Source organism: Pseudomonas sp. NKUCC02_KPG, assembly GCF_019345465.1.
Taxonomy (GTDB): domain Bacteria; phylum Pseudomonadota; class Gammaproteobacteria; order Pseudomonadales; family Pseudomonadaceae; genus Aquipseudomonas.
In genome coordinates this window covers 1-21877 of the sequence record NZ_JAHKRC010000005.1, presented here as the reverse complement: position 1 = coordinate 21877, position 21877 = coordinate 1, and the positions used below count along the sequence as shown (strand labels likewise).

Here is a 21877-nt window from a genome sequence, read left to right as displayed (position 1 = left end):
ACCTCGACCTGAATTTTTAATCTCGACCTGAGAGCGCCTGTCCCTTAAGGTAGGCGCGATACAGATCAACCGGCTGCCCCAGCTCGGTTCGAAACGCCAGTAAATGCTGGGTTTCAGACCTTCTGGCATGCTTTGCCGCCGACCCAAGACGGATGCTTATGAACCCGAATTTTCTTGATTTCGAACAGCCGATTGCTGACCTGCAAGCCAAAATCGAAGAGTTGCGCTTGGTTGGTAATGACAATTCGCTGAATATCAGTGATGAAATCTCTCGTCTGCAAGACAAAAGCAAAACGCTGACTGAAGATATTTTCGGCAAGCTGACCAGCTGGCAGATTGCCCGTTTGGCCCGTCACCCGCGTCGTCCATACACACTGGACTACATCGATCACATCTTCACCGAGTTCGATGAGCTGCATGGCGACCGTCATTTCTCGGATGATGCGGCCATCGTTGGCGGTATTGCCCGCCTGGACGATCAGCCAGTGATGGTGATTGGTCACCAGAAAGGCCGTGAAGTCCGTGAAAAGGTACGCCGCAACTTCGGTATGCCGCGTCCTGAAGGCTATCGCAAGGCCTGCCGTTTGATGGAAATGGCCGAGCGTTTCAAAATGCCGATCCTGACCTTCATCGACACGCCGGGTGCTTACCCTGGCATCGACGCTGAAGAGCGTAACCAGAGCGAGGCCATTGCCTGGAACCTGCGTGTCATGTCGCGCCTGAAAACCCCGATCATCGCCACCGTTATCGGCGAAGGCGGTTCGGGCGGTGCCTTGGCGATTGGCGTTTGCGACCAGTTGAACATGCTGCAGTACTCGACCTACGCGGTGATCTCGCCGGAAGGTTGCGCATCGATTCTGTGGAAAACCGCAGAAAAAGCACCGGACGCCGCTGAGGCCATGGGCATAACCGCCGAGCGCCTCAAAGGCCTGGGTATCGTGGACAAGGTGATTGGCGAGCCATTGGGTGGCGCACACCGTGACCCGGCTGCTGCGTCTGCCAGCATTCGTGCCGACCTGATTTCCCAGCTGGACATGCTGAACAAGCTGGATCACGAAACACTGCTCAAGCGTCGTTACGATCGTCTGATGAGCTACGGTCTCTGATTCGGATTTAGTGTGGGAGCGGGCTTGCCCGCGATGGCATCTGCGCGGTTTGGCTCAAAGATCGAGTAGTCAGCATCGCGAGCAAGCCCGCTCCTACAGGATTGCGTAATGCCCAGTCTATCGATTCCGCTGCTGCAAGCCCTCAGCCCCTGGCGCAACGCCAAGGCCTGGCATGTCGCGCTCTCCGGCGGTCTCGATTCGACTGTGCTGCTTCACCTTCTCGTTCAATTGCGCCAGACCCACCCATTACCGCCCATTACCGCTGTCCATGTTCATCATGGCCTGCAGGCGGCGGCTGATGCGTGGCCGGATCATTGTCAGGCGCTGTGTGACCGGTTGAGCGTGCCGTTGCAGGTGATTCGCGTGCAGGTGCAGGCAGGCGCAAGTGTCGAGCGTGCGGCGCGGGATGCGCGCTATCAGGCGTTTGCTGCGCTGACGGGTGTTGAAGAGGTGCTGCTGGTCGGGCAGCACCGTGACGATCAGGCTGAAACCCTGCTGTTTCGCCTGCTGAGAGGGGCAGGGGTCAACGGGTTGGCGGCCATGCCTCGTCAACGACGTTTGGGGGCAGGGCACCTGTGCCGGCCTTTGCTGGACGTTTCTCGCGCTCAGCTTGAGGCTTGCGCCCTTGAGCAGGGACTGGGCTGGATCGAAGACCCGTCCAACGCCCAAACAGATTTTTCCCGTAATTATTTGCGCCATGAAGTGTTTCCAGTCCTCGCACGGCGATGGCCACAGGCGGCTGCCAGCCTGGCCCGCAGTGCAGCCCATTGTGCCGAGGCTCAAGGCCTGCTTGATGAGTTGGCGCAACAGGATCTTCGCGATGCGGGTACAGACACCGAATTTGCCTGGCTCGGGGTGCCCTCGCTGGCGCTTGCGCCCATCGTCCGTCTGTCGCCTGCACGTCAGCGCAACGCATTGCGTCACTGGCTGGCAGCATTCACCCCATTGCCTGATACCGATCACTGGGCTGGGTGGAATGCCCTGCGTGACGCCCGTGAGGGTGCCCAACCGCTCTGGAAACTCGCCGGCGGTGAGCTGCATCGCGCTGGCGGCCGCATCTGGTGGTTGTCCGGTGACTGGTTGCTCCCGCCCGCTGTGCCAGGATTGTGGACGCAACCCGACCAGGCGCTGACCCTGCCGGGTAATGGTCAGGTGCGCTTTGTCGGGACGACGGCCGATGGCCCCTTGCAAGTGAGCTATCGTCAAGGGGGCGAAGTGATGGCGCTGGAACAGCGCGGTCACCGTGATCTGAAGCGGTTGTTCAACGAGCGGGGTGTTCCGTTGTTTGCCCGTGGCAGATTGCCGCTTCTGTACCGCAATGAGCAGTTATTGGCCGTGGCAAACCTCAATGGACTGGACTCCAGCCCCTGTGGACGCTGGCAATTACAGTGGCTGCCAACTTCGAGCGATCAAGGTTTGAGCTGAAAGGGGGTTTCCGGTAGACTACGCTCCCTTCTTGATACAACTTCTGTGGATTCACCGGAATTACAGAAGTTGCCGATTACCAAGCAGTCTTTGCTGGGCGATTTTAAAAAAATGTGTGGCTTGCATCGAACCGATGATTTACGTCGGTCTGTTTCAACGCAGCAGTTTTTCGAAAGGTGCACTGTGACTAATGCTGGTGATTGGGGGCTTCGGCCTTCCTTCGCTTTCCCCGGCGGCTCTGACCGCTTTAACGCAGACTTCTAGGGTTTTTCATGACGCGCTACATCTTCGTCACGGGCGGTGTTGTTTCTTCATTGGGGAAAGGCATTGCCTCGGCTTCATTGGCAGCCATCCTGGAGGCGCGGGGACTTAAGGTCACCATGCTGAAGCTGGACCCCTACATCAACGTTGATCCGGGCACCATGAGCCCGTTCCAGCACGGTGAAGTGTTCGTCACTCACGACGGCGCCGAAACCGACCTGGACTTGGGGCATTACGAGCGGTTCATCCGCACGACCATGACCCAGAACAACAACTTCACCACGGGCCGCGTTTACGAACACGTCCTGCGCAAGGAGCGCCGTGGTGATTACCTGGGTGCAACCATCCAGGTGATTCCGCACATCACCGACGAAATCAAACGTCGGATCATCAAGGGCGCCGGCGATGCCGACGTAGCGATGGTTGAGATTGGCGGTACTGTGGGTGACATTGAGTCCCAACCGTTCCTCGAGGCTATCCGTCAGTTGCGCATCGAAGTGGGCGCCAAGCGCGCCATGCTGATGCACCTGACGCTGGTTCCGTACATCGCCACTGCTGGCGAAACGAAAACCAAACCAACGCAACACTCGGTTAAAGAATTGCGCTCCATCGGCCTGCAGCCAGATGTCCTGATCTGCCGTTCCGATCACCACGTTGATATTTCTTCGCGTCGCAAGATTGCGTTGTTCACCAACGTTGAAGAGCGTGCCGTTATTTCGCTGGAAGACGCCGACACCATCTACCGCATCCCGGGCATGCTGCACGCCCAGGGTCTGGATGATTTCGTTGTCGAGCGTTTCGGCCTTGAATGCAACAGCGCCGACCTGTCCGAATGGGAACAGGTTGTCGATGCCAAGCTCAATCCAGAGCACGAAGTCACCATCGCGATGGTGGGCAAGTACATGGAGCTGCTGGACGCGTACAAGTCGCTGATCGAAGCGATGAGTCACGCCGGTATTTCCAACCGTACCAAGGTCAACCTGCGTTATATCGACTCCGAAGACATCGAAAACAAAGGCACTGAACTGCTTGAAGGCTGTGATGCCATTCTGGTTCCGGGCGGCTTCGGTCTGCGCGGCGTAGAAGGCAAGATCACTGCTGTTCAGTACGCTCGCGAGAACAAGGTTCCATACCTGGGTATCTGCCTGGGCATGCAAGTAGCGGTAATCGAGTTCGCACGTAACGTGCTGGGCTGGAAAGACGCCAACTCCACCGAGTTCGATCGCAGCAGCGGCCATCCGGTTGTGGGCCTGATCACTGAGTGGGAAGACGCCACCGGTGCAGTCGAAACCCGTACCGAAACGTCGGATCTGGGCGGCACCATGCGTCTGGGTGCGCAGGATTGCCAGCTGCAAGCCGGTTCCCTGGTTCACGACTGCTATGCCAAGGACGTGATTGTTGAGCGTCATCGTCATCGCTACGAAGTGAACAACAACCTGCTGCCGCAACTGACTGAAGCAGGCCTGAAAGTGACCGGTCGCTCCGGTGACGGCGCGCTGGTAGAAGTGGTTGAAGCTCCGGATCATCCTTGGTTCGTCGCTTGCCAGTTCCACCCGGAGTTCACCTCCACGCCACGTGATGGCCATCCACTGTTCACCGGTTTCGTCAAAGCTGCACTGGCGCAACACGAGAAGAAGGCGTAATCAGAATGGCGCAAAAGATTATCCGTGTAGGCAATATCGAAATTGCCAACGACAAGCCAATGGTCTTGTTCGGTGGCATGAACGTGCTGGAAAGCCGTGATATGGCCATGCAGGTGTGCGAAGAATACGTACGGGTTACCGAAAAGCTCGGCATCCCTTACGTGTTCAAGGCCAGTTTCGACAAGGCCAACCGTTCATCTGTCAGCTCTTACCGTGGCCCCGGCCTCGAAGAAGGCATGCGGATTTTTCAGGACATCAAGGCTGCATTCGGTGTGCCGCTGATCACCGACGTTCACGAGCCTGCGCAAGCAGCCGTGGTCGCCGAAGTCTGCGACATCATCCAGTTGCCGGCGTTCCTGTCGCGTCAGACTGACCTGGTCGTGGCCATGGCCAAGACCGGCGCCGTGATCAACATCAAAAAGGCCCAATTCCTTGCGCCTCAGGAAATGAAGCACATCCTGAGCAAATGCGAAGAAGCGGGCAATGATCAGTTGATCCTTTGCGAGCGTGGTTCCAGCTTTGGCTACAACAACCTTGTTGTAGACATGCTGGGCTTCGGCATCATGAAGCAGTTCGAATACCCGGTCTTTTTCGACGTGACCCACGCGCTGCAAATGCCCGGTGGTCGCTCGGACTCAGCCGGTGGTCGTCGTGCCCAAGTGACCGACCTGGCCAAGGCTGGCATCAGCCAGGGCCTGGCGGGCCTGTTCCTTGAGGCGCACCCGGATCCGGACAATGCCAAATGCGACGGCCCTTGCGCCTTGCGTCTGGACAAGCTGGAGCCTTTCCTGGCCCAGCTGAAGTCTCTGGATGAGTTGGTTAAAAGTTTTCCGACAATAGAAACCGCGTAAACCTCGTTTCTCCGGTAAAGTACCGCACGATTTCTCGGGCCTCAGGGCCCGAGCCTTATCGCCCGCAAGGCTGCCCGCTATTTGCCCCTTGCCGCCGATAACAATATTTCCCTCAGCTGCGTCGTTTTCGTCAACTTTGGAGTGTTTACAACAATGGCAAAAATCGTCGACATCAAAGGTCGTGAAGTTCTCGACTCCCGTGGCAATCCCACTGTGGAAGCGGACGTGCTTCTCGACAACGGCATCATCGGCAGTGCTTGCGCGCCGTCCGGTGCATCCACTGGTTCCCGTGAAGCGCTGGAACTGCGTGATGGCGACAAGAGCCGTTACCTGGGCAAAGGCGTGCTGAAAGCCGTTGCCAACATCAATGGCCCGATTCGTGATTTGCTGCTGGGTAAAGACCCGGTTGACCAAAAGGCGCTGGACCACGCGATGATCGCGCTGGACGGCACTGAGAACAAAGGCTCCCTGGGCGCCAACGCCATCCTGGCCGTGTCTCTGGCTGCTGCCAAAGCCGCTGCCCAGGACCAGGACCTGCCGCTGTACGCACACATTGCCAACCTGAACGGCACTCCGGGTGTTTACTCGATGCCGGTTCCGATGATGAACATCATCAACGGTGGCGAGCACGCTGATAACAACGTCGACATTCAAGAGTTCATGGTTCAGCCGGTTGGCGCCAAGACTTTTTCTGACGCGCTGCGCATGGGCACCGAAATCTTCCATCACCTCAAAGCTGTGCTCAAGGCCCGTGGCCTGAACACCGCAGTGGGCGACGAAGGTGGTTTCGCACCGAACCTGGCTTCCAACGAAGATGCACTTAAAGTGATCTCCGAAGCCGTTGCAAACGCCGGTTACACCCTGGGCACTGACGTGACCCTGGCTCTGGACTGCGCTGCCAGCGAATTCTACGAAGACGGTAAATACAACCTGTCGGGCGAAGGTCAAGTCTTCAGTTCCGAAGGTTTTGCTGAATACCTCAAGGGTCTGACTCAGCGCTACCCGATCATCTCCATCGAAGACGGCCTGGACGAGTCTGACTGGGATGGCTGGAAAATCCTGACCGACAAAATCGGTGAGAAGGTTCAACTGGTGGGTGACGACCTGTTCGTAACCAACACCAAGATCCTGAAAGAAGGCATCGACAAGAGCATTGCCAACTCGATCCTGATCAAGTTCAACCAGATCGGTACCCTGACCGAAACGCTGGAAGCCATTCAGATGGCCAAGGCTGCTGGTTACACGGCTGTGATCTCGCACCGCTCCGGCGAAACCGAAGATTCCACGATTGCCGATCTGGCGGTGGGTACTTCGGCTGGCCAGATCAAGACCGGCTCTCTGTGCCGTTCTGATCGTGTTTCCAAGTACAACCAATTGCTGCGTATCGAAGAGCAATTGGGTGCAAAAGCCAAGTACAACGGTCGTGGCGAGTTCCGCGGCTGAGTACTGAATCGTAAAAAGTCAGCAGATTGTGTTGAAAAGCTCGTCAATGCGGGTCTTTTGACACTAATCTGATGCTTCTGTATACAAGCCTGGTTCTTCCAGGCTTTGTACTATTCGATGTTTACGTTTGTCGGCATGGCTGTCTTTTTACTGGATACCTGATATTCGATGCGCAGTCCCTATTGGTTGTTTCTCGTCCTGCTCTTGCTGCTGGCTGGCCTACAGTATCGCCTGTGGGTGGGGAATGGCAGTTTGGCGCAGGTTACCGACCTGACTCAGCAAATCGCCGATCAGCGTGCTGAAAACGAAATTTTGCTGGAGCGTAACCGCGTGCTGGATGCGGAAGTGCTGGAGCTTAAAAAAGGCATGGAGACCGTTGAAGAGCGCGCTCGCCATGAGTTGGGCATGATCAAGGAGGGTGAAACCCTCTATCAGTTGGCCCAATGAGTCATTCATCACCGGCCTTTTGGGCCGTGATTCCTGCCGCGGGCGTGGGTGCCCGTATGGCCGCGGACCGTCCCAAGCAATATTTGCAATTGGGCGGGCGCAGTATTCTCGAACACAGCATCAGCTGTTTTCTCGATCATCCAGGCCTCAAGGGGCTGGTGGTCAGCGTTGCTTTTGATGATCCCTTCTGGCCGTCATTGCCGTGTGCTTCTGATCCGCGGGTTGTGCGGGTGGACGGCGGGCGGGAACGGGCGGACTCCGTACTCAACGCGTTACTGTACCTGCATGCGCAAGGTGCGGCGGATGACGACTGGGTATTGGTCCACGATGCGGCACGTCCAAACCTGTCCCGTGAAGACCTGGACAAGCTGCTGGGTGAGTTGGCTGACGACCCGGTGGGTGGTTTGCTGGCTGTTCCTGCGCGGGACACACTCAAGCGAGTGGACAAAAAAGGTCGTGTGGTTGAAACCGTTGATCGCAGTTTGATCTGGCAAGCCTATACACCGCAGATGTTTCGCCTGGGGCCATTGCATCGCGCTCTGGCGGACAGCCTTGTAGCCGATGCGACCATCACGGATGAATCTTCGGCAATGGAGTGGGCCGGCCTGGCCCCGCGACTGATCGAAGGGCGTGGGGACAATATCAAGGTCACTCGCCCGGAAGACCTTGAGTGGTTGCGTTTGCGTTGGGTTAACCGTTGAGTAAACACAAACCTTCGGCAGCTGCTACAGAGATAGCGTCAGATACTCCTCCCGCTTGGCCAGACCTTCCTTCAGGTAATCCACCAGCTTTCTGACCTTGGGCGACAAGTGCCGCTGTTGCGGATAAAGCGCCCAGACAGCAGTGTTTGGCGGCTGGTGAGTGTCGAGCAAAGACACCAGGGCCCCTGTCTTCAAGTGCTCCAATACGTAATAGTCCGGCAGTTGACAAAGCCCTACACCTTGAAGTGCCGCATCCAATACCGCTTGCCCACTATTGCAGCGCCAATTCCCCTGCACCCGTTGCGAAAACTCACGCCCGTCCTGCTGCAATTGCCATAGATCCGAGCTACCAATCAGACAGTTATGTCGGCTCAGCTCTGACAGGCTGTGGGGGCGGCCATAATGTTCCAGGTAGGAAGGTGACGCGCAGACATACATGCGCCTGGGTGCGAGCCGCGTGGCCACCAGCCTTGAGTCCTGCAAGCGTCCCAGTCGAATCGCCAGGTCCAGGCTTTCATGTACCAGGTCCAGTGGTCGATTGCTGAGTTCTATGTCGACCCGCAACTGCGGATACAGCCCCATGAAGCGCGTCACCAATGGCACGATAAATCGTTCGCCATAGGCCACCGCGCAGGTCATGCGCAACATGCCCTTGGGCTCGCTGGCCAGATCTCCTACCGCTCGCAGTGCTTCTTCACGTCCGTCCTGCAGGCGCTGGCAATGCTGCAAAAAAGTTTGCCCTGCCTCTGTCAGCGTTACCTTGCGGGTACTGCGATAAAACAGACGGGTCTGCAGACGCTCTTCGAGGCGCGCGACCTGGCGACTGATATGGGATGACGAGACGCCAAGGCGCTCGGCCGCCGCCGTAAATTGGCCGCACTCGGCCACGGCGACAAACTCATCGATACCTTCCCAGCGGTTTTCATTCACGGCTGATTATCCCTGCATGGCAATAATGTTTTGCTTTTGCCTGGATTATTAATCACTGAGCGCTGATTTACACTCGTCGTCTTGTTTTTACTTTGCTGGAGACGATCGATGATCAAGTCACGTGCTGCCGTAGCTTTCGAGGCCAAAAAGCCCCTGGAAATCGTAGAGGTTGACGTTGCCATGCCCAAGGCTGGCGAAGTGCTGCTGCGGGTTGTGGCGTCGGGTGTTTGCCATACCGATGCCTACACCTTGTCAGGCGCGGACCCGGAAGGCATCTTCCCGTCGATCCTGGGCCATGAGGGCGGCGCCATCGTTGAAGCGATTGGCGAGGGCGTTACCTCCGTTGCGGTCGGTGATCATGTCATCCCGCTGTACACACCCGAGTGCGGCCAGTGCAAATTCTGTCTGTCGGGCAAGACCAACCTGTGCCAGGCGATTCGCTCGACCCAAGGCAAGGGCTTGATGCCGGACGGCACTACGCGTTTCTCCTACAAGGGTCAGCCGATTTTCCACTACATGGGGACTTCGACCTTTTCTGAATACACCGTGCTTCCGGAAATATCGGTCGCCAAGATTCAGAAAGATGCGCCGCTTGAGAAGGTTTGCTTGCTGGGTTGCGGCGTGACGACCGGGATCGGCGCGGTGCTCAACACCGCCAAGGTCAAGCCGGGTGACACCGTGGCCATCTTCGGTCTGGGCGGCATTGGCCTGTCCGCGGTGATCGGTGCGGTGAAAGCCAAGGCTGCACGGATCATTGCCATCGACATCAACCCGGCCAAGTTTGAAATCGCCCGGCAGTTGGGTGCGACCGATTGCGTCAACCCGAAAGACTTCGATCGCCCGATTCAGGAAGTGATCGTCGACATGACGGATGGGGGTGTCGATTTCTCCTTTGAATGCATTGGCAATGTGCATTTGATGCGTGCGGCGCTGGAATGCTGTCACAAAGGGTGGGGCGAGTCTGTGATCATCGGCGTAGCCGGTGCAGGCCAGGAAATTTCCACCCGTCCATTCCAGTTGGTGACCGGTCGCGTCTGGCGCGGTTCGGCGTTTGGTGGCGTGCGTGGTCGTACGGAACTGCCGAGCTATGTCGACATGGCGCAAAGCGGCGAGATTCCGCTGGATACCTTCATTACTCACACCATGGGCCTGGAAGATATCAATAAGGCATTTGACCTGATGCATGAAGGCAAAAGCATTCGTACCGTCATCCATTTCTAATTAACAGCGGTAAGTCTAAACACTGCTAAACACGTGTGGGAGCGGGCTTGCTCCCACAGGTGGGGTGTTTTGCTTGCGGTCTGGAGTTGCCCATGACACTGGAAAATATCTCCTGCCAAAAAAGCTTCGGCGGTTGGCACAAGCGTTACAAGCATCGTTCTGAAGTGCTGGGCTGCGACATGGTATTCGCCGTGTACTTGCCGCCGCAGGCGGAGCAGGGGGCAAAGTTGCCGGTGCTCTACTGGCTGTCTGGCTTGACCTGTACCGACGAGAATTTCATGCACAAGGCAGGTGCAATGAAAATGGCCGCCGAGTTGGGGCTGATCATCGTGGCGCCGGACACCAGCCCCCGTGGCGAAGGTGTGCCGGATGACCCGCAGGGCGCCTGGGACTTTGGATTGGGTGCAGGTTTTTACCTGAACGCTACGCAAGAGCCTTGGGCGCAGCATTATCGGATGCACGATTATGTAGTGCAGGAGTTGCCGGCTTTGGTCGAAGCGCATTTTCCCGCTTCGCAAAAGCGCGGTATCAGCGGGCACTCGATGGGCGGGCACGGGGCATTGGTTTGTGCATTGCGCAATCCAGGACGCTATCAGTCGGTGTCAGCCTTCGCGCCGATCAGTAATCCGATGGACTGCCCATGGGGGCAAAAGGCGTTCTCCAACTATTTGGGCGAGGAACGTGCTCGCTGGCGTGAGTGGGATGCCAGCGTGTTGATTGGCGAAACGCGCGAAAAACTGCCGCTGCTGGTTGATCAGGGTGATCGGGATGACTTCCTGGCTGTCCAGCTCAAGCCTGAGGTGCTGCAGCAGGCTGCCAAACTGGCCGACTACCCGCTGACCCTGCGACTGCAGCCAGGCTACGACCATAGCTATTTCTTCATCGCAAGTTTCATCGATGACCACTTGCGTCATCACGCCAATGCACTGAGCTAATAGCGCCCAATGTTGGTCAAAGTAGGTAGAATCACGCCCTGACTTAATCGGGGCGTTTTTTTATGCGTATTGGCCACGGCTATGATGTGCACTGTTTCGCTGAAGGCGATTTCATTACGTTGGGCGGCGTGCGGATCTCCCACAAATTCGGGCTGCTGGCCCATTCTGATGGCGATGTGCTTTTGCATGCCCTCAGCGATGCCTTGCTGGGGGCTGCGGCGCTTGGCGATATAGGCAAACATTTCCCGGACACCGATCCGACCTTCAAGGGCGCTGACAGTCGTGTCCTGCTGCGTCATGTCGTGGGTCTGATCCATGCCAAGGGCTGGAAAGTCGGCAATGTCGACAACACCATCATTGCCCAGGCGCCAAAAATGGCGCCGCATATTGAAACGATGCGTGCGCTGATTGCCGCGGATCTAGAGGTTGACTTGGACCAGGTAAACGTAAAGGCCACGACCACCGAAAAGCTTGGCTTCGTGGGTCGTGAAGAAGGTATTGCGGTGCATTCCATTGCGTTGTTGGTTCGCTCATGAACGAGTCGGATCTGCTCGGCCCTCGGGCCTACGGCGAGGCATTGGGCAGTGCCGTGCTCAAAGCGACGGCTGAAGACTTTCAAGTCGACGAGGTGCTTGATATACCGCTGTCCGGGGACGGCGAGCACCTGTGGTTGTGGGTTGAAAAGCGTGGCCTGAATACCGAAGAAGCAGCGCGTCGCATTGCCAAGGCGGCGGGCGTGCCTTTGCGCACGGTCAGTTACGCGGGCCTCAAGGACCGCCAGGCGTTAACTCGCCAATGGTTCAGCGTGCAGCTGCCGGGCAAGGCAGACCCTGACTTGTCGGGCGCTGAAAACGACACCCTGAAAATTCTCAAGACCTCACGCCACAAACGTAAATTGCAGCGTGGTGCCCATGCGGCCAACGGATTCACACTGCGCCTGACGCAACTGGCCGGGGACAAGGACGCGCTGCAGCAACGCCTTGAACTGATCGCCAAACAGGGTGTGCCGAACTATTTCGGCACCCAGCGTTTCGGCTGGCAGGGTGGCAATGTGGGCGAGGCGCGTGACTATGCTGCGCGCAAGGCCTTGCCCGAGCAGCGCAACGTTCGCTCGCGTCTGTTATCCACTGCCCGCAGCTATCTGTTCAATCAGGTGCTGGCCGCACGGGTGGCGGATGGTAGCTGGCAGCGGGCACAGGTCGGCGATTTGCTGGCCTTTACCGACAGTCGCAGTTTTTTCCCGGCAGGCGAGGCTGAATGCAGCGATCCGCGGCTGGCTATTCTCGATCTGCACCCCACCGGCCCCCAGTGGGGCGAGGGTGAGTCACCGACCACCGGCGTGACCCATGCGCTGGAGCAGTCGATTGCAGAGCGTGAAGCCCAATTGCGTGACTGGCTGGTTCGCGCAGGCATGAGCCATGAGCGACGTATCCTGCGACTGCCCATTGGACGATTGACGTGGCATTATCCGCAGCCTGACATTCTGCAACTGGAATTTGTTCTGCCGGCCGGATGCTTCGCCACTGTTCTGGTGCGCGAGCTTGTTGATCTGGTGCCTTTGGATCAAGCGGATAGCCTATGCGTATTCTGATTTCAAACGATGATGGGGTCACAGCCCCGGGGTTGACTGCGCTCTACGGTGCGCTGGCCGACTACGCCGAGTGCGTGGTGGTTGCCCCGGATCAAGACAAAAGCGGGGCGAGCAGTTCGCTTACCCTGGATCGTCCCCTGCATCCACACACCTTGGCCAATGGCTTTATCAGCATTAATGGCACACCCACCGACTGCGTGCACCTGGGCCTTAACGGCTTGCTGGAGCCGCAACCGGACATGGTGGTGTCAGGTATCAACCTGGGTGCCAATCTGGGTGACGACGTGTTGTATTCCGGCACTGTAGCGGCGGCACTTGAGGGGCGTTTTCTGGATCGTCCATCCTTTGCCTTTTCGTTGGTGTCGCGCCAGGTGGACAACTTGGCGACTGCGGCTTTTTTTGCCCGCAAGCTGCTTGAAGCCCACGCATCGCTGGACTTGCCGCCGCGTACGGTCCTCAATGTGAATATTCCCAACTTGCCGCTCGAGAAAATTCGCGGCATTCAACTGACCCGCCTCGGGCATCGGGCACGCGCTGCGGCGCCGGTGCGGGTGGTTGATCCGCGAGGCAAGGCCGGTTACTGGATTGCCGCGGCAGGTGACGCCGAAGATGGCGGTCCGGGCACCGACTTTCATGCCGTGATGCAGGGGTATGTGTCGATCACGCCGCTGCAACTGGATCGCACCTTTGGGGATGGTTTCAAAAGCCTGAATGACTGGCTGGAGGGCATGGGCTGATGGCGCGCGAGCAGGATGGCATGATGCACCGTGGCATTGGCATGACCTCTGAGCGCACACGAGAGCGGCTGATCCAGCGCCTGCGTGAAGAGGGCATCGTTAACCAGGACGTGCTTGAGGTCATTCGCCGCACGCCACGTCATTTGTTTGTGGATGAAGCCTTGGCCCACCGGGCATACGAAGACACGGCGCTGCCCATCGGCAATAACCAGACCATCTCTCAGCCTTACATGGTGGCGCGCATGAGCGAGCTGCTGCTTGAGGACGGGCCGTTGGACAAGGTGATGGAGATCGGCACCGGATCGGGTTATCAAACCGCCGTGCTCTCGCAGCTGGTTGAACGGATATTCTCGGTCGAGCGCATCAAGGTGCTGCAGGATCGGGCCAAGGAACGATTGCTTGAACTCAATCTGCGCAACCTGGTGTTCCGTTGGGGCGATGGCTGGGAAGGCTGGCCTGCGCTGGCGCCTTACAACGGCATCATCGTGACGGCCGTCGCGACCGATGTGCCTCAGGCATTGCTCGACCAACTGGCCCCCGGTGGACGCATGGTGATCCCGGTCGGTGCGGGAGAGGTCCAGCAGTTGATGTTGATCGTACGCGAAGAGCACGGCTTTGCCCGACGGGTAATCGGTAATGTGCGCTTTGTGCCACTGCTTAACGGGCCGCTGGCCTGAGTCTTTATTGGCGTCAGGTGAATTATAGGGTGAGCTGCGGGTCATAAAGCCCGTCACCCGGGCCCTGCCCAGTGTTTGTTTATATTTTATACAGTGTGTTTATGATTCGGCTTTGCAGTCTGTAAAAGCCCTGTAGCCAGTTATACTTGCGCTAAACCATGGCCAGTACTGGCGTTTTACTATTTAGCCATCTTCAAAGGGAGCGGCGGGTGAGTCTCACAGTCATTGCGCAGCGTATGAGCAGCAAAAGCCTTCAGAGGCTGGTGGTCGGTCTGTTCCTGAGTGCCACACTGGCATTGTTGGCCGCGTGCTCCAGCAGCCCCAAAAGTGGCGTAAATGTCGTTGACCGTAACGGGGTAGCCCAGCGTCCGGCAGTGACCACAGGGCAATACGCCGTACGTCGTGGCGATACCTTGTTTTCGATTGCTTTTCGCTACGGCTGGGACTGGAAGGCTCTGGCCGCCCGTAACAATATTGGCGCCCCGTTCACCATTGTCCCAGGCCAGGTGATTCGTTTTGACGGACGCTCTGGGAGCCAGCCAGCAGGTGGCACGACCAGCACCGTGGTTTCGTCTTCTGCGGGCAGCAAGACCACGGTTATCAAGCGTACCGGCACTGTCGCAGCTGCGCCGGCAGCCGCCGCGCCGCTGCCAGCAGGCCCCGCACCCAAGGGTTGGGGATGGCCTTCGAACGGTATTTTGATCGGCAAATTTTCTTCAAACGGTAGTTTGAATAAAGGTATTGATATCGCCGGTGATTTGGGACAGCCTGTTTTAGCTGCGTCTGATGGGTCGGTTGTATACGCTGGCAGTGGATTGAGGGGCTACGGCGAACTGATCATCATCAAACACAGCGATACCTACGTCAGTGCTTACGGCCATAACCGTAGGCTGTTGGTTCGGGAGGGGCAGCAGGTCAAGGTCGGACAGACAATTGCCGAAATGGGGTCAACTGGTACAGACCGGGTGAAGCTTCACTTTGAAATTCGCCGTCAAGGTAAACCTGTAGATCCATTGCAATTCCTTCCTCGCCGTTGATCGCTTACCAGCCTGTTCCTGATGTGGATAAGGAACAGGCTCCAGCGTTGCCAAGGACTTGGGCGATGCTTGAGCTTGAGGTCGAACTCATCAAAGGACTATAGCAATGGCTCTCAACAAAGAAGCGCCGGGGTTTGACATCGACGATGAGGTGCTCCTTATGGACTCCAACATCGACAGCGACTTGATGTCAGAAGAAGACGATTCAACCCCTACAGCTCGAACCAAGTCCAAAAAAGCACCCGCTACAAAACAGCATAAGTACATTGACTACACGCGGGCGCTCGATGCGACCCAGCTGTACCTCAATGAAATAGGCTTCTCTCCGTTGCTCTCCCCTGCAGAAGAAGTCCACTTTGCTCGTTTGTCGCAAAGTGGCGATCCCGCCGGGCGAAAACGCATGATTGAAAGCAACTTGCGGCTGGTGGTGAAAATCGCACGTCGCTACGTCAATCGTGGGTTGTCGTTGCTTGACCTGATTGAAGAGGGCAACCTGGGACTGATTCGGGCCGTCGAGAAATTCGACCCGGAACGAGGGTTTCGCTTCTCGACTTACGCCACCTGGTGGATCCGCCAAACGATTGAACGGGCGATCATGAACCAGACCCGCACCATCCGTTTGCCGATCCATGTCGTTAAAGAACTCAATGTCTATCTACGGGCTGCGCGTGAACTCACGCAAAAGCTCGATCATGAACCTTCCCCTGAAGAAATCGCCAATCTGCTCGAAAAACCTGTCGCAGAGGTCAAGCGCATGCTTGGGCTCAACGAGCGGGTGTCCTCGGTAGACGTTTCTCTAGGCCCTGACTCAGACAAAACGCTGCTTGATACCCTTACCGATGATCGTCCTACAGATCCTTGCGAGCTGCTCCAGGACGATGATTTGTCGCAAAGTATCGATCAGTGGTTGTCTGAACTCACAGACAAGCAGCGTGAGGTGGTGATTCGCCGTTTCGGGCTGCGTGGTCATGAAAGCAGCACCCTTGAAGATGTAGGTTTGGAAATCGGTCTGACACGTGAACGCGTGCGCCAGATCCAGGTCGAGGGTCTCAAGCGCCTGCGGGAAATCCTTGAACGCAACGGTCTGTCGAGTGAGTCGCTGTTCCAGTAACTCACAACAGGCTGACTTGAAACCCCGAGCTTTTCGGGGTTTTTTGTGTGTGATGGAAAATGTTTCGATTGCCGTTTTGTCTTGTGCCTTATCGGTTTGTTTGGAAATGGGATGTCACGGACAAGATTGATTATTATCTGCGTAGTGCTGTAAGCCTTTACTTACCTTTCACGTAAGCCAAGGGCTTAAATAGGTCAGGCAAGCACCTTTTTCTTACTTCATTGTTTTCATAACTCAATGAAAAATAAGGTTTTTTAATACAAGTCCAAAGAGGCTGTGTAATAAAAATCTATAACTGATGCGCTTGCAGCAATCCTATAAAACTCTAGTATTTGAACTGTGTCGACGGATCGACACGGCGCTCAAGGAAGAACGCAGACGGACATCGCGGGATGCGATTCATCAGGATGATGAGAAGGAAAAAAGGGACTAGGGAAAAAATGTGGGCGGGTCAAACCGCCCCTTTTTTTTGCCTGAATAATAACCGGGTGTGCTGCTTTAGAGCCTCAAGACTCGCGAAAAACACTTTACCGAATCGTGCAACGCAAAACGCCCAAGGTCACAGACCTCGGGCGTTTTGCGTTGTGGTGCCAGCCAGCCTGTTTCTGCAGGCCGACGGTTCAGTACTTACAGCGCTGGATAGTCGATATAGCCCACAGGACCTTTCACATAAAAGGTTTCAGGGTGTGCTTCATTGAGTGGCGCATCGGCCTTCAGGCGTGCAGGCAAGTCCGGGTTGGCGATAAAAGGTACGCCGAAGGCTACGGCATCTGCCTTGCCCGCAGCGAGCCATGCATTGGCGCTGTCCTTGGTGAAGCTTTCGTTGGCGATGTATGGGCCACCAAAGGCTTGCTTGAGTTGTGGGCCGAGGCTGTCTGCTGCTTCGTGCTCACGGGCGCAGATATACGCAATGCCACGTTTGCCCAGTTCGCGGGCTACATAACCAAAGGTTTCAGCCAGGTTGTCGTCACCCATATCGTGCAGGTCGGCCCGTGGCGACAGATGCACGCCAACCCGGCCAGCACCCCAGACTTCGATGGCTGCGTCGGTGACTTCAAGCAACAGGCGAGCGCGATTCTCCACGCTGCCACCGTACTGGTCGGTGCGCTTGTTGGTGCTGCTTTGCAGGAACTGATCGAGCAGGTAGCCATTCGCGCCATGAATCTCTACACCATCAAAGCCGGCAGCCTTGGCGTTTTCTGCGCCTGTGCGGTAGGCCTCTACAACATCGGCGATCTCGGCCGTTTCCAGTGCGCGAGGTGTCGGGTATTCAACCTTGGGGCGAACCAGGCTGACATGGCCTTTGGCGGCAATGGCGCTTGGGGCGACTGGCGCTTCGCCGTTCAGGTACATCGGGTGCGAGATGCGCCCGACATGCCACAACTGCAGAGCGATCCGGCCACCGGCAGCGTGTACTGCCTTGGTGATGTTGGTCCAGCCGCGGACCTGGTCGTTGGACCAGATTCCTGGGGTGTCGGGGTAGCCGACGCCCATCGGCGTCACCGAAGTTGCTTCGCTCAGGATCAAGCCCGCAGAGGCGCGCTGAACGTAGTATTCAGCCATCAGCGCATTGGGAACCCGACCTTCATCGGCGCGGCAGCGGGTTAGCGGAGCCATGATGATGCGGTTGGGCAGTTCAAGATCACCCAGCTTGATCGGATCAAAAATCGTGGTCATTTATGCAGCCCTCTCAGGGATCAATGTGTGGCAGTTGCCAGCTCGGCATTGCCGTTCTGGCGAAAAGTAATCAGGGTGACCAGCAGTGCCAGAATCGCCAGCGCTGCAGCAGCCAGGGGAACGCTGGTCAGGCCGAAACCGTGGGCGATGACACTGCCGCCGACCCAGGCGCCCAGCGCATTACCGACGTTGAAAGCGCCGATGTTCAAGGTTGAAACCAGGTTGGGTGCGGCCTTGCCGAAGGTCACGACGTTGATTTGCAGCGCCGGTACGGCGGCAAACGAAGCGGCGGCCCACAGGAACAGGGTTATTTCGGTCGGGATCACGGCGACGCTGGTCCAGGTCAGTACGGTCGACATCACGGCCATCGCGATAAAAACACCGATCAATGTAGCGGCCAGGCGCTTGTCCGCCAGCTTGCCCCCGATGATGTTGCCTACCGTCAGGCCAAGGCCGATCAGCAGCAAGGTCCAGGTCACGCCGCTTGGCGATACGCCGGTGACATCACCGAGCAGGGGCGCTACGTAAGTGAACAGGGTGAACATGGACGCGGAAAACAGCGCAGTCATGCTCAGGGAAAGCCAGATCCCGGCGCCTTTGAGTGCGGCCAGTTCGGCACGCATGTCGAGTTTTTCTTCGTCACGCTTGGCGGGCAGAAAGCGGATCAGGCCGATCAGCGCCACGACACCAATCACGGTGACTGCAAAAAACGTTGAACGCCATCCTGCGGCCTGCCCCAGAGCGGTGCCCAAGGGAACGCCCAGCACGTTGGCCAGGGTCAGGCCGGTAAACATCAGTGCTACCGCCGAAGCGCGCTTGTTGGCTGGTACCAGGCCTGCAGCCACGACCGAGCCGATGCCGAAGAACGCACCGTGACACAAGGCTGTAACGACACGGGCAAACATCAGCACGTTGTAATCACTGGCCAGGGCACAGAGCAGGTTGCCGATGATAAAGATCACCATCAAGGCGACGAGAGCGGCTTTGCGCGGCAACTTGGCCGTGGCCAGTGCCATGAACGGAGCACCGATGGCCACGCCCAGCGCGTAACCGGTCACCAGCCAACCCGCACCCGGGATCGATACGCCAAGATCGGCTGCTACATCAGGCAGCAAGCCCATGATCACGAACTCGGTGGTCCCGATGGCGAAAGCGCTGAGCGCCAGAATGAGTAGCGAGAGTGGCATGGAAGTCCTTGTTAAAGCTCTTGGCTGATTTTTTCGAGGAAGACCTTGATGGTTTCCTCATTACGTTTGAAGAAGTGCCACTGGCCGTGCTTCTGACTGGTAATCAGGCCCGCTCGTTGTAGCGTTGCCAGGTGGGCAGAGACCGTCGACTGCGACAGGCCGCAGAGTTGATCAAACTGCCCGGCGCACACACCGTGTTCGGTGGAGTGGATTTGGTCAGGGAACGAAGCATCAGGGTTTTTGAGTGCGTTGAGAATTTCTCGGCGTACTGGGTGTGCCAGGGCTTTTATTATTTCGTCGAGGTCGATCGGCATGGTGGCAGTGCTCAATGGGTACAACGTTATATCGCGATGAGGCGAACTTTAAATCGTTATATCGCGATATACAAATATGGATTTGATCTTAGGTCAGTTCAAATCGGTATATCGGGTTATAACGATATTGGTGTGGCAGTGCTAAACTGCGCGCCATGAATTATCTCGCACATCTGCACCTGGGCGGCCAGCGTCCTGAAGAATTACTTGGCAGTCTTTATGGCGATTTCGTCAAAGGTCGGCTGCACGGTCAGTACAGCCCCGAGATTGAACACGGGATTCAACTGCATCGCAGCATTGATGTCTTCACGGACAATCACCCGTTGGTTGATCAGTCGTTGACGCGTTTTACCCGCACCCGCAGGCGCTATGCCGGCATCGTGCTGGATGTGTTTTTCGACCACTGCCTGGCCCGGGACTGGGGGCAGTATGCCGAGGGGCCGCTGGAGCGTTTTACCTCGGATTTTTATCGCGTGCTGGTGGCTGAGCAGCAGTTGCCGCGCAGGCTGGCCAGTATCGCACCGCACATGGCGGCCCATGACTGGTTGGGTTCGTACCGGGATTTTGATGTGCTGGAGCAGGTGTTCAACGGGATTGCGCGGCGTCTGTCGCGCCCCGAAGAGCTGGCGGGGGCGATGCAGGATTTAAAGGCGTTGTATGAGCCGTTGAGTGAGGATTTCCGGTTGTTTTATCCGCAGTTGCAGGGGTTTGCAGCGGGCTGCTACCGGCAGGGATCTCTGTAGTCGCTGCCGAAGGCTGCGATCTGCTGCGAAGCAGCAGCAAAAACCCTATGTTGACACGTGCATTGATGTGGACTCGATTTCCCTTGGCCATGGGATTGCCCGCGTTGTTTAACGCTCACGTTTTTTCGGGATTTTTCGCACAGGGTTGGCAATTGCTGGTGCTTGGTGCGCGGCCTATAGTCGGTGCTCGCCGATAAGGCGACCGGGTTTGGCGACTTGGAACATTTTCAAAAATATGTGCAATTGCTATATATGGCGGAGCGTGTATTTTGCGCGCTGTGTTTTATGGCGGCTGTACGTGGGAGACCTTCGGGTCTGCCGGGTTTTGGGGATGACCGGTTCGCCAACCCGCGTACAGCGGCCACCTGTTTTTGTTTGGCGACGAAAACGGATGGCTATTACATATAGCATCAGAGGTTTACTTATGACTCATTCCCAGTTTATCCCCCTCACCGCTATCGACTGCACCATCCCCGCCTTATTGATCGACCGCAACGCGCCCCTGGACGTACTTCACGCCAACGCCGTCGCCCGCGTTCTGGCCGTCACCCAGTTGATGGAAATGTTCTCCGCCCGCGAAGTGCAGCAGGCCGATTCTGTCGACCTCAAACACCTGGCCACGGTTTCGGCGCAATTGCTGCGCGACGGTTGTGACATGCTTGATGTCTTGGGCTGGCGCTTGCGGCCTGTTTGATACCGTTTTTATTACTGATGTATTGAGTACATATCCGGCATCAGCGTTTAACTGGAATATTGGTTTCGCTCTTACAGCGAGTCCCTTTTTGAAGGACCAAAAAGGAACCAAAAAGTCCTCGCCCCAGCGTACGGCCTTCGCTTCGCTCAGGTTCCCTCGTTCCGGTCCCGCTCCGTGGGCCCGCCGTGACGGGCCATCCCTGGCCCAACACGGCTCTCCCGGCATCCATGCCGGGATGCCCACTGCGCAGAACCTCCTCTCGGCCTCCCGAAGGGGCGGGCAGTTCAAAAGCACTGTGCCCCGAGGCGGCCGACCGGCCGGCCTGTTTGGTGAAAGTGTGCGCGGCTCAGTCTGTAGTCGCTGACGAGCCGTGCGAGGCTGCGTCCGGTTGCGAAGCGACCGTAAAACCTGAGTCCGGGATTTACCTGAACGATCGCTGTGTCCGGTTTTACGACTGCTGCGTCGCAGTGGCGCACCAAAGCGAACGCAGCCTTCGTTCCTCGTCAGCGACTACGGGTTTTGCGCAAGGTTTTGTGACGTCTGCGACGCATTTGTAGCCACTCGATTACCTGGGCGCCACGAATGCCCATAACAGTGCCGGAGTTGGTGTAAGTCTGCGCGGCTCAATCTGTAGTCGCTGACGAGCCGTGCGAGGCTGCGTCCGGTTGCGAAGCGACCGTAAAACCTGAGTCCGGGATTTACCTGAACGATCGCTGTGTCCGGTTTTACGACTGCCGCGTCGCAGTGTCGCACCAAACCGAACGCAGCCTTCGTTCCTCGTCAGCGACTACGGGGTTTTGCGCAAGGTTTTGTGACGTCTGCGACGCATTTGTAGCCACTCGATTACCTGAGCACCACGAATGCCCATAACAGTGCCGGAGTTGGTGTAAGTGCGCGCGGCTCAATCTGTAGTCGCTGACGAGCCGTGCGAGGCTGCGTCCGGTTGCGAAGCGACCGTAAACCTGAGTCCGGGATTTACTTGAACGATCGCTGTGTCCGGTTTTACGACTGCTGCGTCGCAGTGGCGCACCAAAGCGAACGCAGCCTTCGTTCCTCGTCAGCGACTACGGGGTTTTGCGCAAGGTTTTGTGACGTCTGCGACGCATTTGTAGCCACTCGATTACCTGAGCACCACGAATGCCCATA

At 57.2% G+C, this 21877-nt stretch carries 21 protein-coding genes; 17 read left to right on the top strand and 4 right to left on the bottom strand.

The window, feature by feature from the left end; genetic code table 11:
- The first annotated feature begins 158 nt into the window (after positions 1–158).
- The 7 genes from KO536_RS07995 (at position 159) to ispD (ending at position 7877) form a co-directional block, all read left to right on the top strand.
- Entirely contained in the window at positions 159–1106 is a 948-nt protein-coding gene (locus KO536_RS07995) for an acetyl-CoA carboxylase carboxyltransferase subunit alpha (RefSeq protein WP_046810490.1), read from the top strand.
- A gap of 108 nt (positions 1107–1214) precedes the next feature.
- Positions 1215–2531, top strand: a complete 1317-nt coding sequence (gene tilS / locus KO536_RS07990) for a tRNA lysidine(34) synthetase TilS (RefSeq protein WP_219261621.1) — start codon at positions 1215–1217, stop codon at positions 2529–2531.
- Positions 2532–2803: 272 nt separating this feature from the next.
- Positions 2804–4435 (top strand): CTP synthase, encoded by a 1632-nt coding sequence (locus tag KO536_RS07985; RefSeq protein WP_019822213.1) that lies wholly within the window; start codon positions 2804–2806, stop codon positions 4433–4435.
- Positions 4436–4440: 5 nt separating this feature from the next.
- Positions 4441–5286, top strand: coding sequence for a 3-deoxy-8-phosphooctulonate synthase (gene kdsA / locus KO536_RS07980; protein WP_019822215.1), 846 nt, complete (start codon positions 4441–4443; stop codon positions 5284–5286).
- Positions 5287–5439: 153 nt separating this feature from the next.
- Entirely contained in the window at positions 5440–6729 is a 1290-nt protein-coding gene (gene eno, locus KO536_RS07975; RefSeq protein ID WP_133077716.1) for a phosphopyruvate hydratase, read from the top strand.
- A 168-nt stretch (positions 6730–6897) separates the two neighbouring features.
- Positions 6898–7176, top strand: a complete 279-nt coding sequence (gene ftsB, locus KO536_RS07970) for a cell division protein FtsB (protein ID WP_019822218.1) — start codon at positions 6898–6900, stop codon at positions 7174–7176.
- Entirely contained in the window at positions 7173–7877 is a 705-nt protein-coding gene (gene ispD, locus KO536_RS07965) for a 2-C-methyl-D-erythritol 4-phosphate cytidylyltransferase (RefSeq protein ID WP_219261620.1), read from the top strand. Before ftsB ends, ispD begins: the two co-directional genes overlap by 4 nt.
- A gap of 24 nt (positions 7878–7901) precedes the next feature.
- Here the strand turns inward: ispD and KO536_RS07960 are convergent, their stop codons facing one another.
- On the bottom strand, positions 7902–8807 hold the full coding sequence (locus KO536_RS07960; RefSeq protein WP_219261619.1) for a LysR substrate-binding domain-containing protein: 906 nt from the start codon (positions 8805–8807) through the stop codon (positions 7902–7904).
- Positions 8808–8915: 108 nt separating this feature from the next.
- Between KO536_RS07960 and KO536_RS07955 the strand changes: the two genes are divergently transcribed.
- The 8 genes from KO536_RS07955 to rpoS all read left to right on the top strand — a co-directional run bounded on the left by KO536_RS07955 (position 8916) and on the right by rpoS (position 16116).
- Positions 8916–10028 (top strand): S-(hydroxymethyl)glutathione dehydrogenase/class III alcohol dehydrogenase, encoded by a 1113-nt coding sequence (locus KO536_RS07955; protein ID WP_219261618.1) that lies wholly within the window; start codon positions 8916–8918, stop codon positions 10026–10028.
- 92 nt (positions 10029–10120) lie between these two features.
- On the top strand, positions 10121–10963 hold the full coding sequence (gene fghA, locus KO536_RS07950; protein WP_374105698.1) for an S-formylglutathione hydrolase: 843 nt from the start codon (positions 10121–10123) through the stop codon (positions 10961–10963).
- A 62-nt stretch (positions 10964–11025) separates the two neighbouring features.
- Positions 11026–11499, top strand: coding sequence for a 2-C-methyl-D-erythritol 2,4-cyclodiphosphate synthase (gene ispF, locus KO536_RS07945; RefSeq protein ID WP_095001325.1), 474 nt, complete (start codon positions 11026–11028; stop codon positions 11497–11499).
- Complete coding sequence (gene truD / locus KO536_RS07940) at positions 11496–12554, top strand: tRNA pseudouridine(13) synthase TruD (RefSeq protein WP_219261617.1); 1059 nt, start codon at positions 11496–11498, stop codon at positions 12552–12554. Before ispF ends, truD begins: the two co-directional genes overlap by 4 nt.
- Positions 12542–13291 (top strand): 5'/3'-nucleotidase SurE, encoded by a 750-nt coding sequence (surE, locus tag KO536_RS07935; RefSeq protein WP_219261616.1) that lies wholly within the window; start codon positions 12542–12544, stop codon positions 13289–13291. Before truD ends, surE begins: the two co-directional genes overlap by 13 nt.
- A 41-nt stretch (positions 13292–13332) precedes the next feature.
- Positions 13333–13968 (top strand): protein-L-isoaspartate(D-aspartate) O-methyltransferase, encoded by a 636-nt coding sequence (locus tag KO536_RS07930; protein WP_219261723.1) that lies wholly within the window; start codon positions 13333–13335, stop codon positions 13966–13968.
- A 209-nt stretch (positions 13969–14177) separates the two neighbouring features.
- Entirely contained in the window at positions 14178–15005 is an 828-nt protein-coding gene (locus KO536_RS07925) for a peptidoglycan DD-metalloendopeptidase family protein (RefSeq protein WP_133077708.1), read from the top strand.
- A gap of 106 nt (positions 15006–15111) precedes the next feature.
- Positions 15112–16116: an RNA polymerase sigma factor RpoS gene (rpoS, locus tag KO536_RS07920; protein WP_046810484.1), complete on the top strand. Its 1005-nt coding sequence runs from the start codon at positions 15112–15114 to the stop codon at positions 16114–16116.
- Positions 16117–16743: 627 nt separating this feature from the next.
- On the opposite strand, the gene KO536_RS07915 is transcribed toward rpoS, so the two are convergent.
- Genes KO536_RS07915 through KO536_RS07905 form a run of 3 tightly spaced genes read right to left on the bottom strand, consistent with a single transcriptional unit; the run spans position 16744 to position 19294 of the window.
- Positions 16744–17793 (bottom strand): alkene reductase, encoded by a 1050-nt coding sequence (locus KO536_RS07915; protein WP_133077706.1) that lies wholly within the window; start codon positions 17791–17793, stop codon positions 16744–16746.
- Positions 17794–17813: 20 nt separating this feature from the next.
- On the bottom strand, positions 17814–18980 hold the full coding sequence (locus tag KO536_RS07910; protein ID WP_133077705.1) for an MFS transporter: 1167 nt from the start codon (positions 18978–18980) through the stop codon (positions 17814–17816).
- Between the two features lie 11 nt (positions 18981–18991).
- Positions 18992–19294 carry a helix-turn-helix transcriptional regulator gene (locus KO536_RS07905; protein WP_019822239.1) on the bottom strand — a complete coding sequence of 101 codons (303 nt, stop codon included), beginning with the start codon at positions 19292–19294 and terminating at the stop codon, positions 18992–18994.
- Positions 19295–19449: 155 nt separating this feature from the next.
- Here KO536_RS07905 and KO536_RS07900 point away from each other — a divergent pair, with 155 nt between their 5' ends.
- A complete protein-coding gene (locus tag KO536_RS07900) occupies positions 19450–20037 on the top strand; it encodes an ACP phosphodiesterase (protein ID WP_133077704.1) in 588 nt (195 codons plus the stop codon).
- A 424-nt stretch (positions 20038–20461) separates the two neighbouring features.
- A complete protein-coding gene (locus tag KO536_RS07895; protein ID WP_219261615.1) occupies positions 20462–20731 on the top strand; it encodes a short-chain dehydrogenase in 270 nt (89 codons plus the stop codon).
- Positions 20732–21877: the final 1146 nt, after the last annotated feature.

What these genes read in the sequence shown, in the direction of transcription:
- KO536_RS07900 (WP_133077704.1), top strand. Translation starts at nt 19,450, where the DNA reads ATGAATTATCTCGCACATCTGCACCTGGGCGGCCAGCGTCCTGAAGAA.
- KO536_RS07995 (WP_046810490.1), top strand. Translation starts at nt 159, where the DNA reads ATGAACCCGAATTTTCTTGATTTCGAACAGCCGATTGCTGACCTGCAA.
- ispF (WP_095001325.1), top strand. Translation starts at nt 11,026, where the DNA reads ATGCGTATTGGCCACGGCTATGATGTGCACTGTTTCGCTGAAGGCGAT.
- ftsB (WP_019822218.1), top strand. Translation starts at nt 6,898, where the DNA reads ATGCGCAGTCCCTATTGGTTGTTTCTCGTCCTGCTCTTGCTGCTGGCT.
- eno (WP_133077716.1), top strand. Translation starts at nt 5,440, where the DNA reads ATGGCAAAAATCGTCGACATCAAAGGTCGTGAAGTTCTCGACTCCCGT.
- KO536_RS07895 (WP_219261615.1), top strand. Translation starts at nt 20,462, where the DNA reads ATGACTCATTCCCAGTTTATCCCCCTCACCGCTATCGACTGCACCATC.
- kdsA (WP_019822215.1), top strand. Translation starts at nt 4,441, where the DNA reads ATGGCGCAAAAGATTATCCGTGTAGGCAATATCGAAATTGCCAACGAC.
- KO536_RS07915 (WP_133077706.1), bottom strand. Translation starts at nt 17,793, where the DNA reads ATGACCACGATTTTTGATCCGATCAAGCTGGGTGATCTTGAACTGCCC.
- surE (WP_219261616.1), top strand. Translation starts at nt 12,542, where the DNA reads ATGCGTATTCTGATTTCAAACGATGATGGGGTCACAGCCCCGGGGTTG.
- KO536_RS07930 (WP_219261723.1), top strand. Translation starts at nt 13,333, where the DNA reads ATGACCTCTGAGCGCACACGAGAGCGGCTGATCCAGCGCCTGCGTGAA.
- rpoS (WP_046810484.1), top strand. Translation starts at nt 15,112, where the DNA reads ATGGCTCTCAACAAAGAAGCGCCGGGGTTTGACATCGACGATGAGGTG.
- KO536_RS07985 (WP_019822213.1), top strand. Translation starts at nt 2,804, where the DNA reads ATGACGCGCTACATCTTCGTCACGGGCGGTGTTGTTTCTTCATTGGGG.
- KO536_RS07905 (WP_019822239.1), bottom strand. Translation starts at nt 19,294, where the DNA reads ATGCCGATCGACCTCGACGAAATAATAAAAGCCCTGGCACACCCAGTA.
- KO536_RS07955 (WP_219261618.1), top strand. Translation starts at nt 8,916, where the DNA reads ATGATCAAGTCACGTGCTGCCGTAGCTTTCGAGGCCAAAAAGCCCCTG.
- fghA (WP_374105698.1), top strand. Translation starts at nt 10,121, where the DNA reads ATGACACTGGAAAATATCTCCTGCCAAAAAAGCTTCGGCGGTTGGCAC.
- tilS (WP_219261621.1), top strand. Translation starts at nt 1,215, where the DNA reads ATGCCCAGTCTATCGATTCCGCTGCTGCAAGCCCTCAGCCCCTGGCGC.
- ispD (WP_219261620.1), top strand. Translation starts at nt 7,173, where the DNA reads ATGAGTCATTCATCACCGGCCTTTTGGGCCGTGATTCCTGCCGCGGGC.
- truD (WP_219261617.1), top strand. Translation starts at nt 11,496, where the DNA reads ATGAACGAGTCGGATCTGCTCGGCCCTCGGGCCTACGGCGAGGCATTG.
- KO536_RS07910 (WP_133077705.1), bottom strand. Translation starts at nt 18,980, where the DNA reads ATGCCACTCTCGCTACTCATTCTGGCGCTCAGCGCTTTCGCCATCGGG.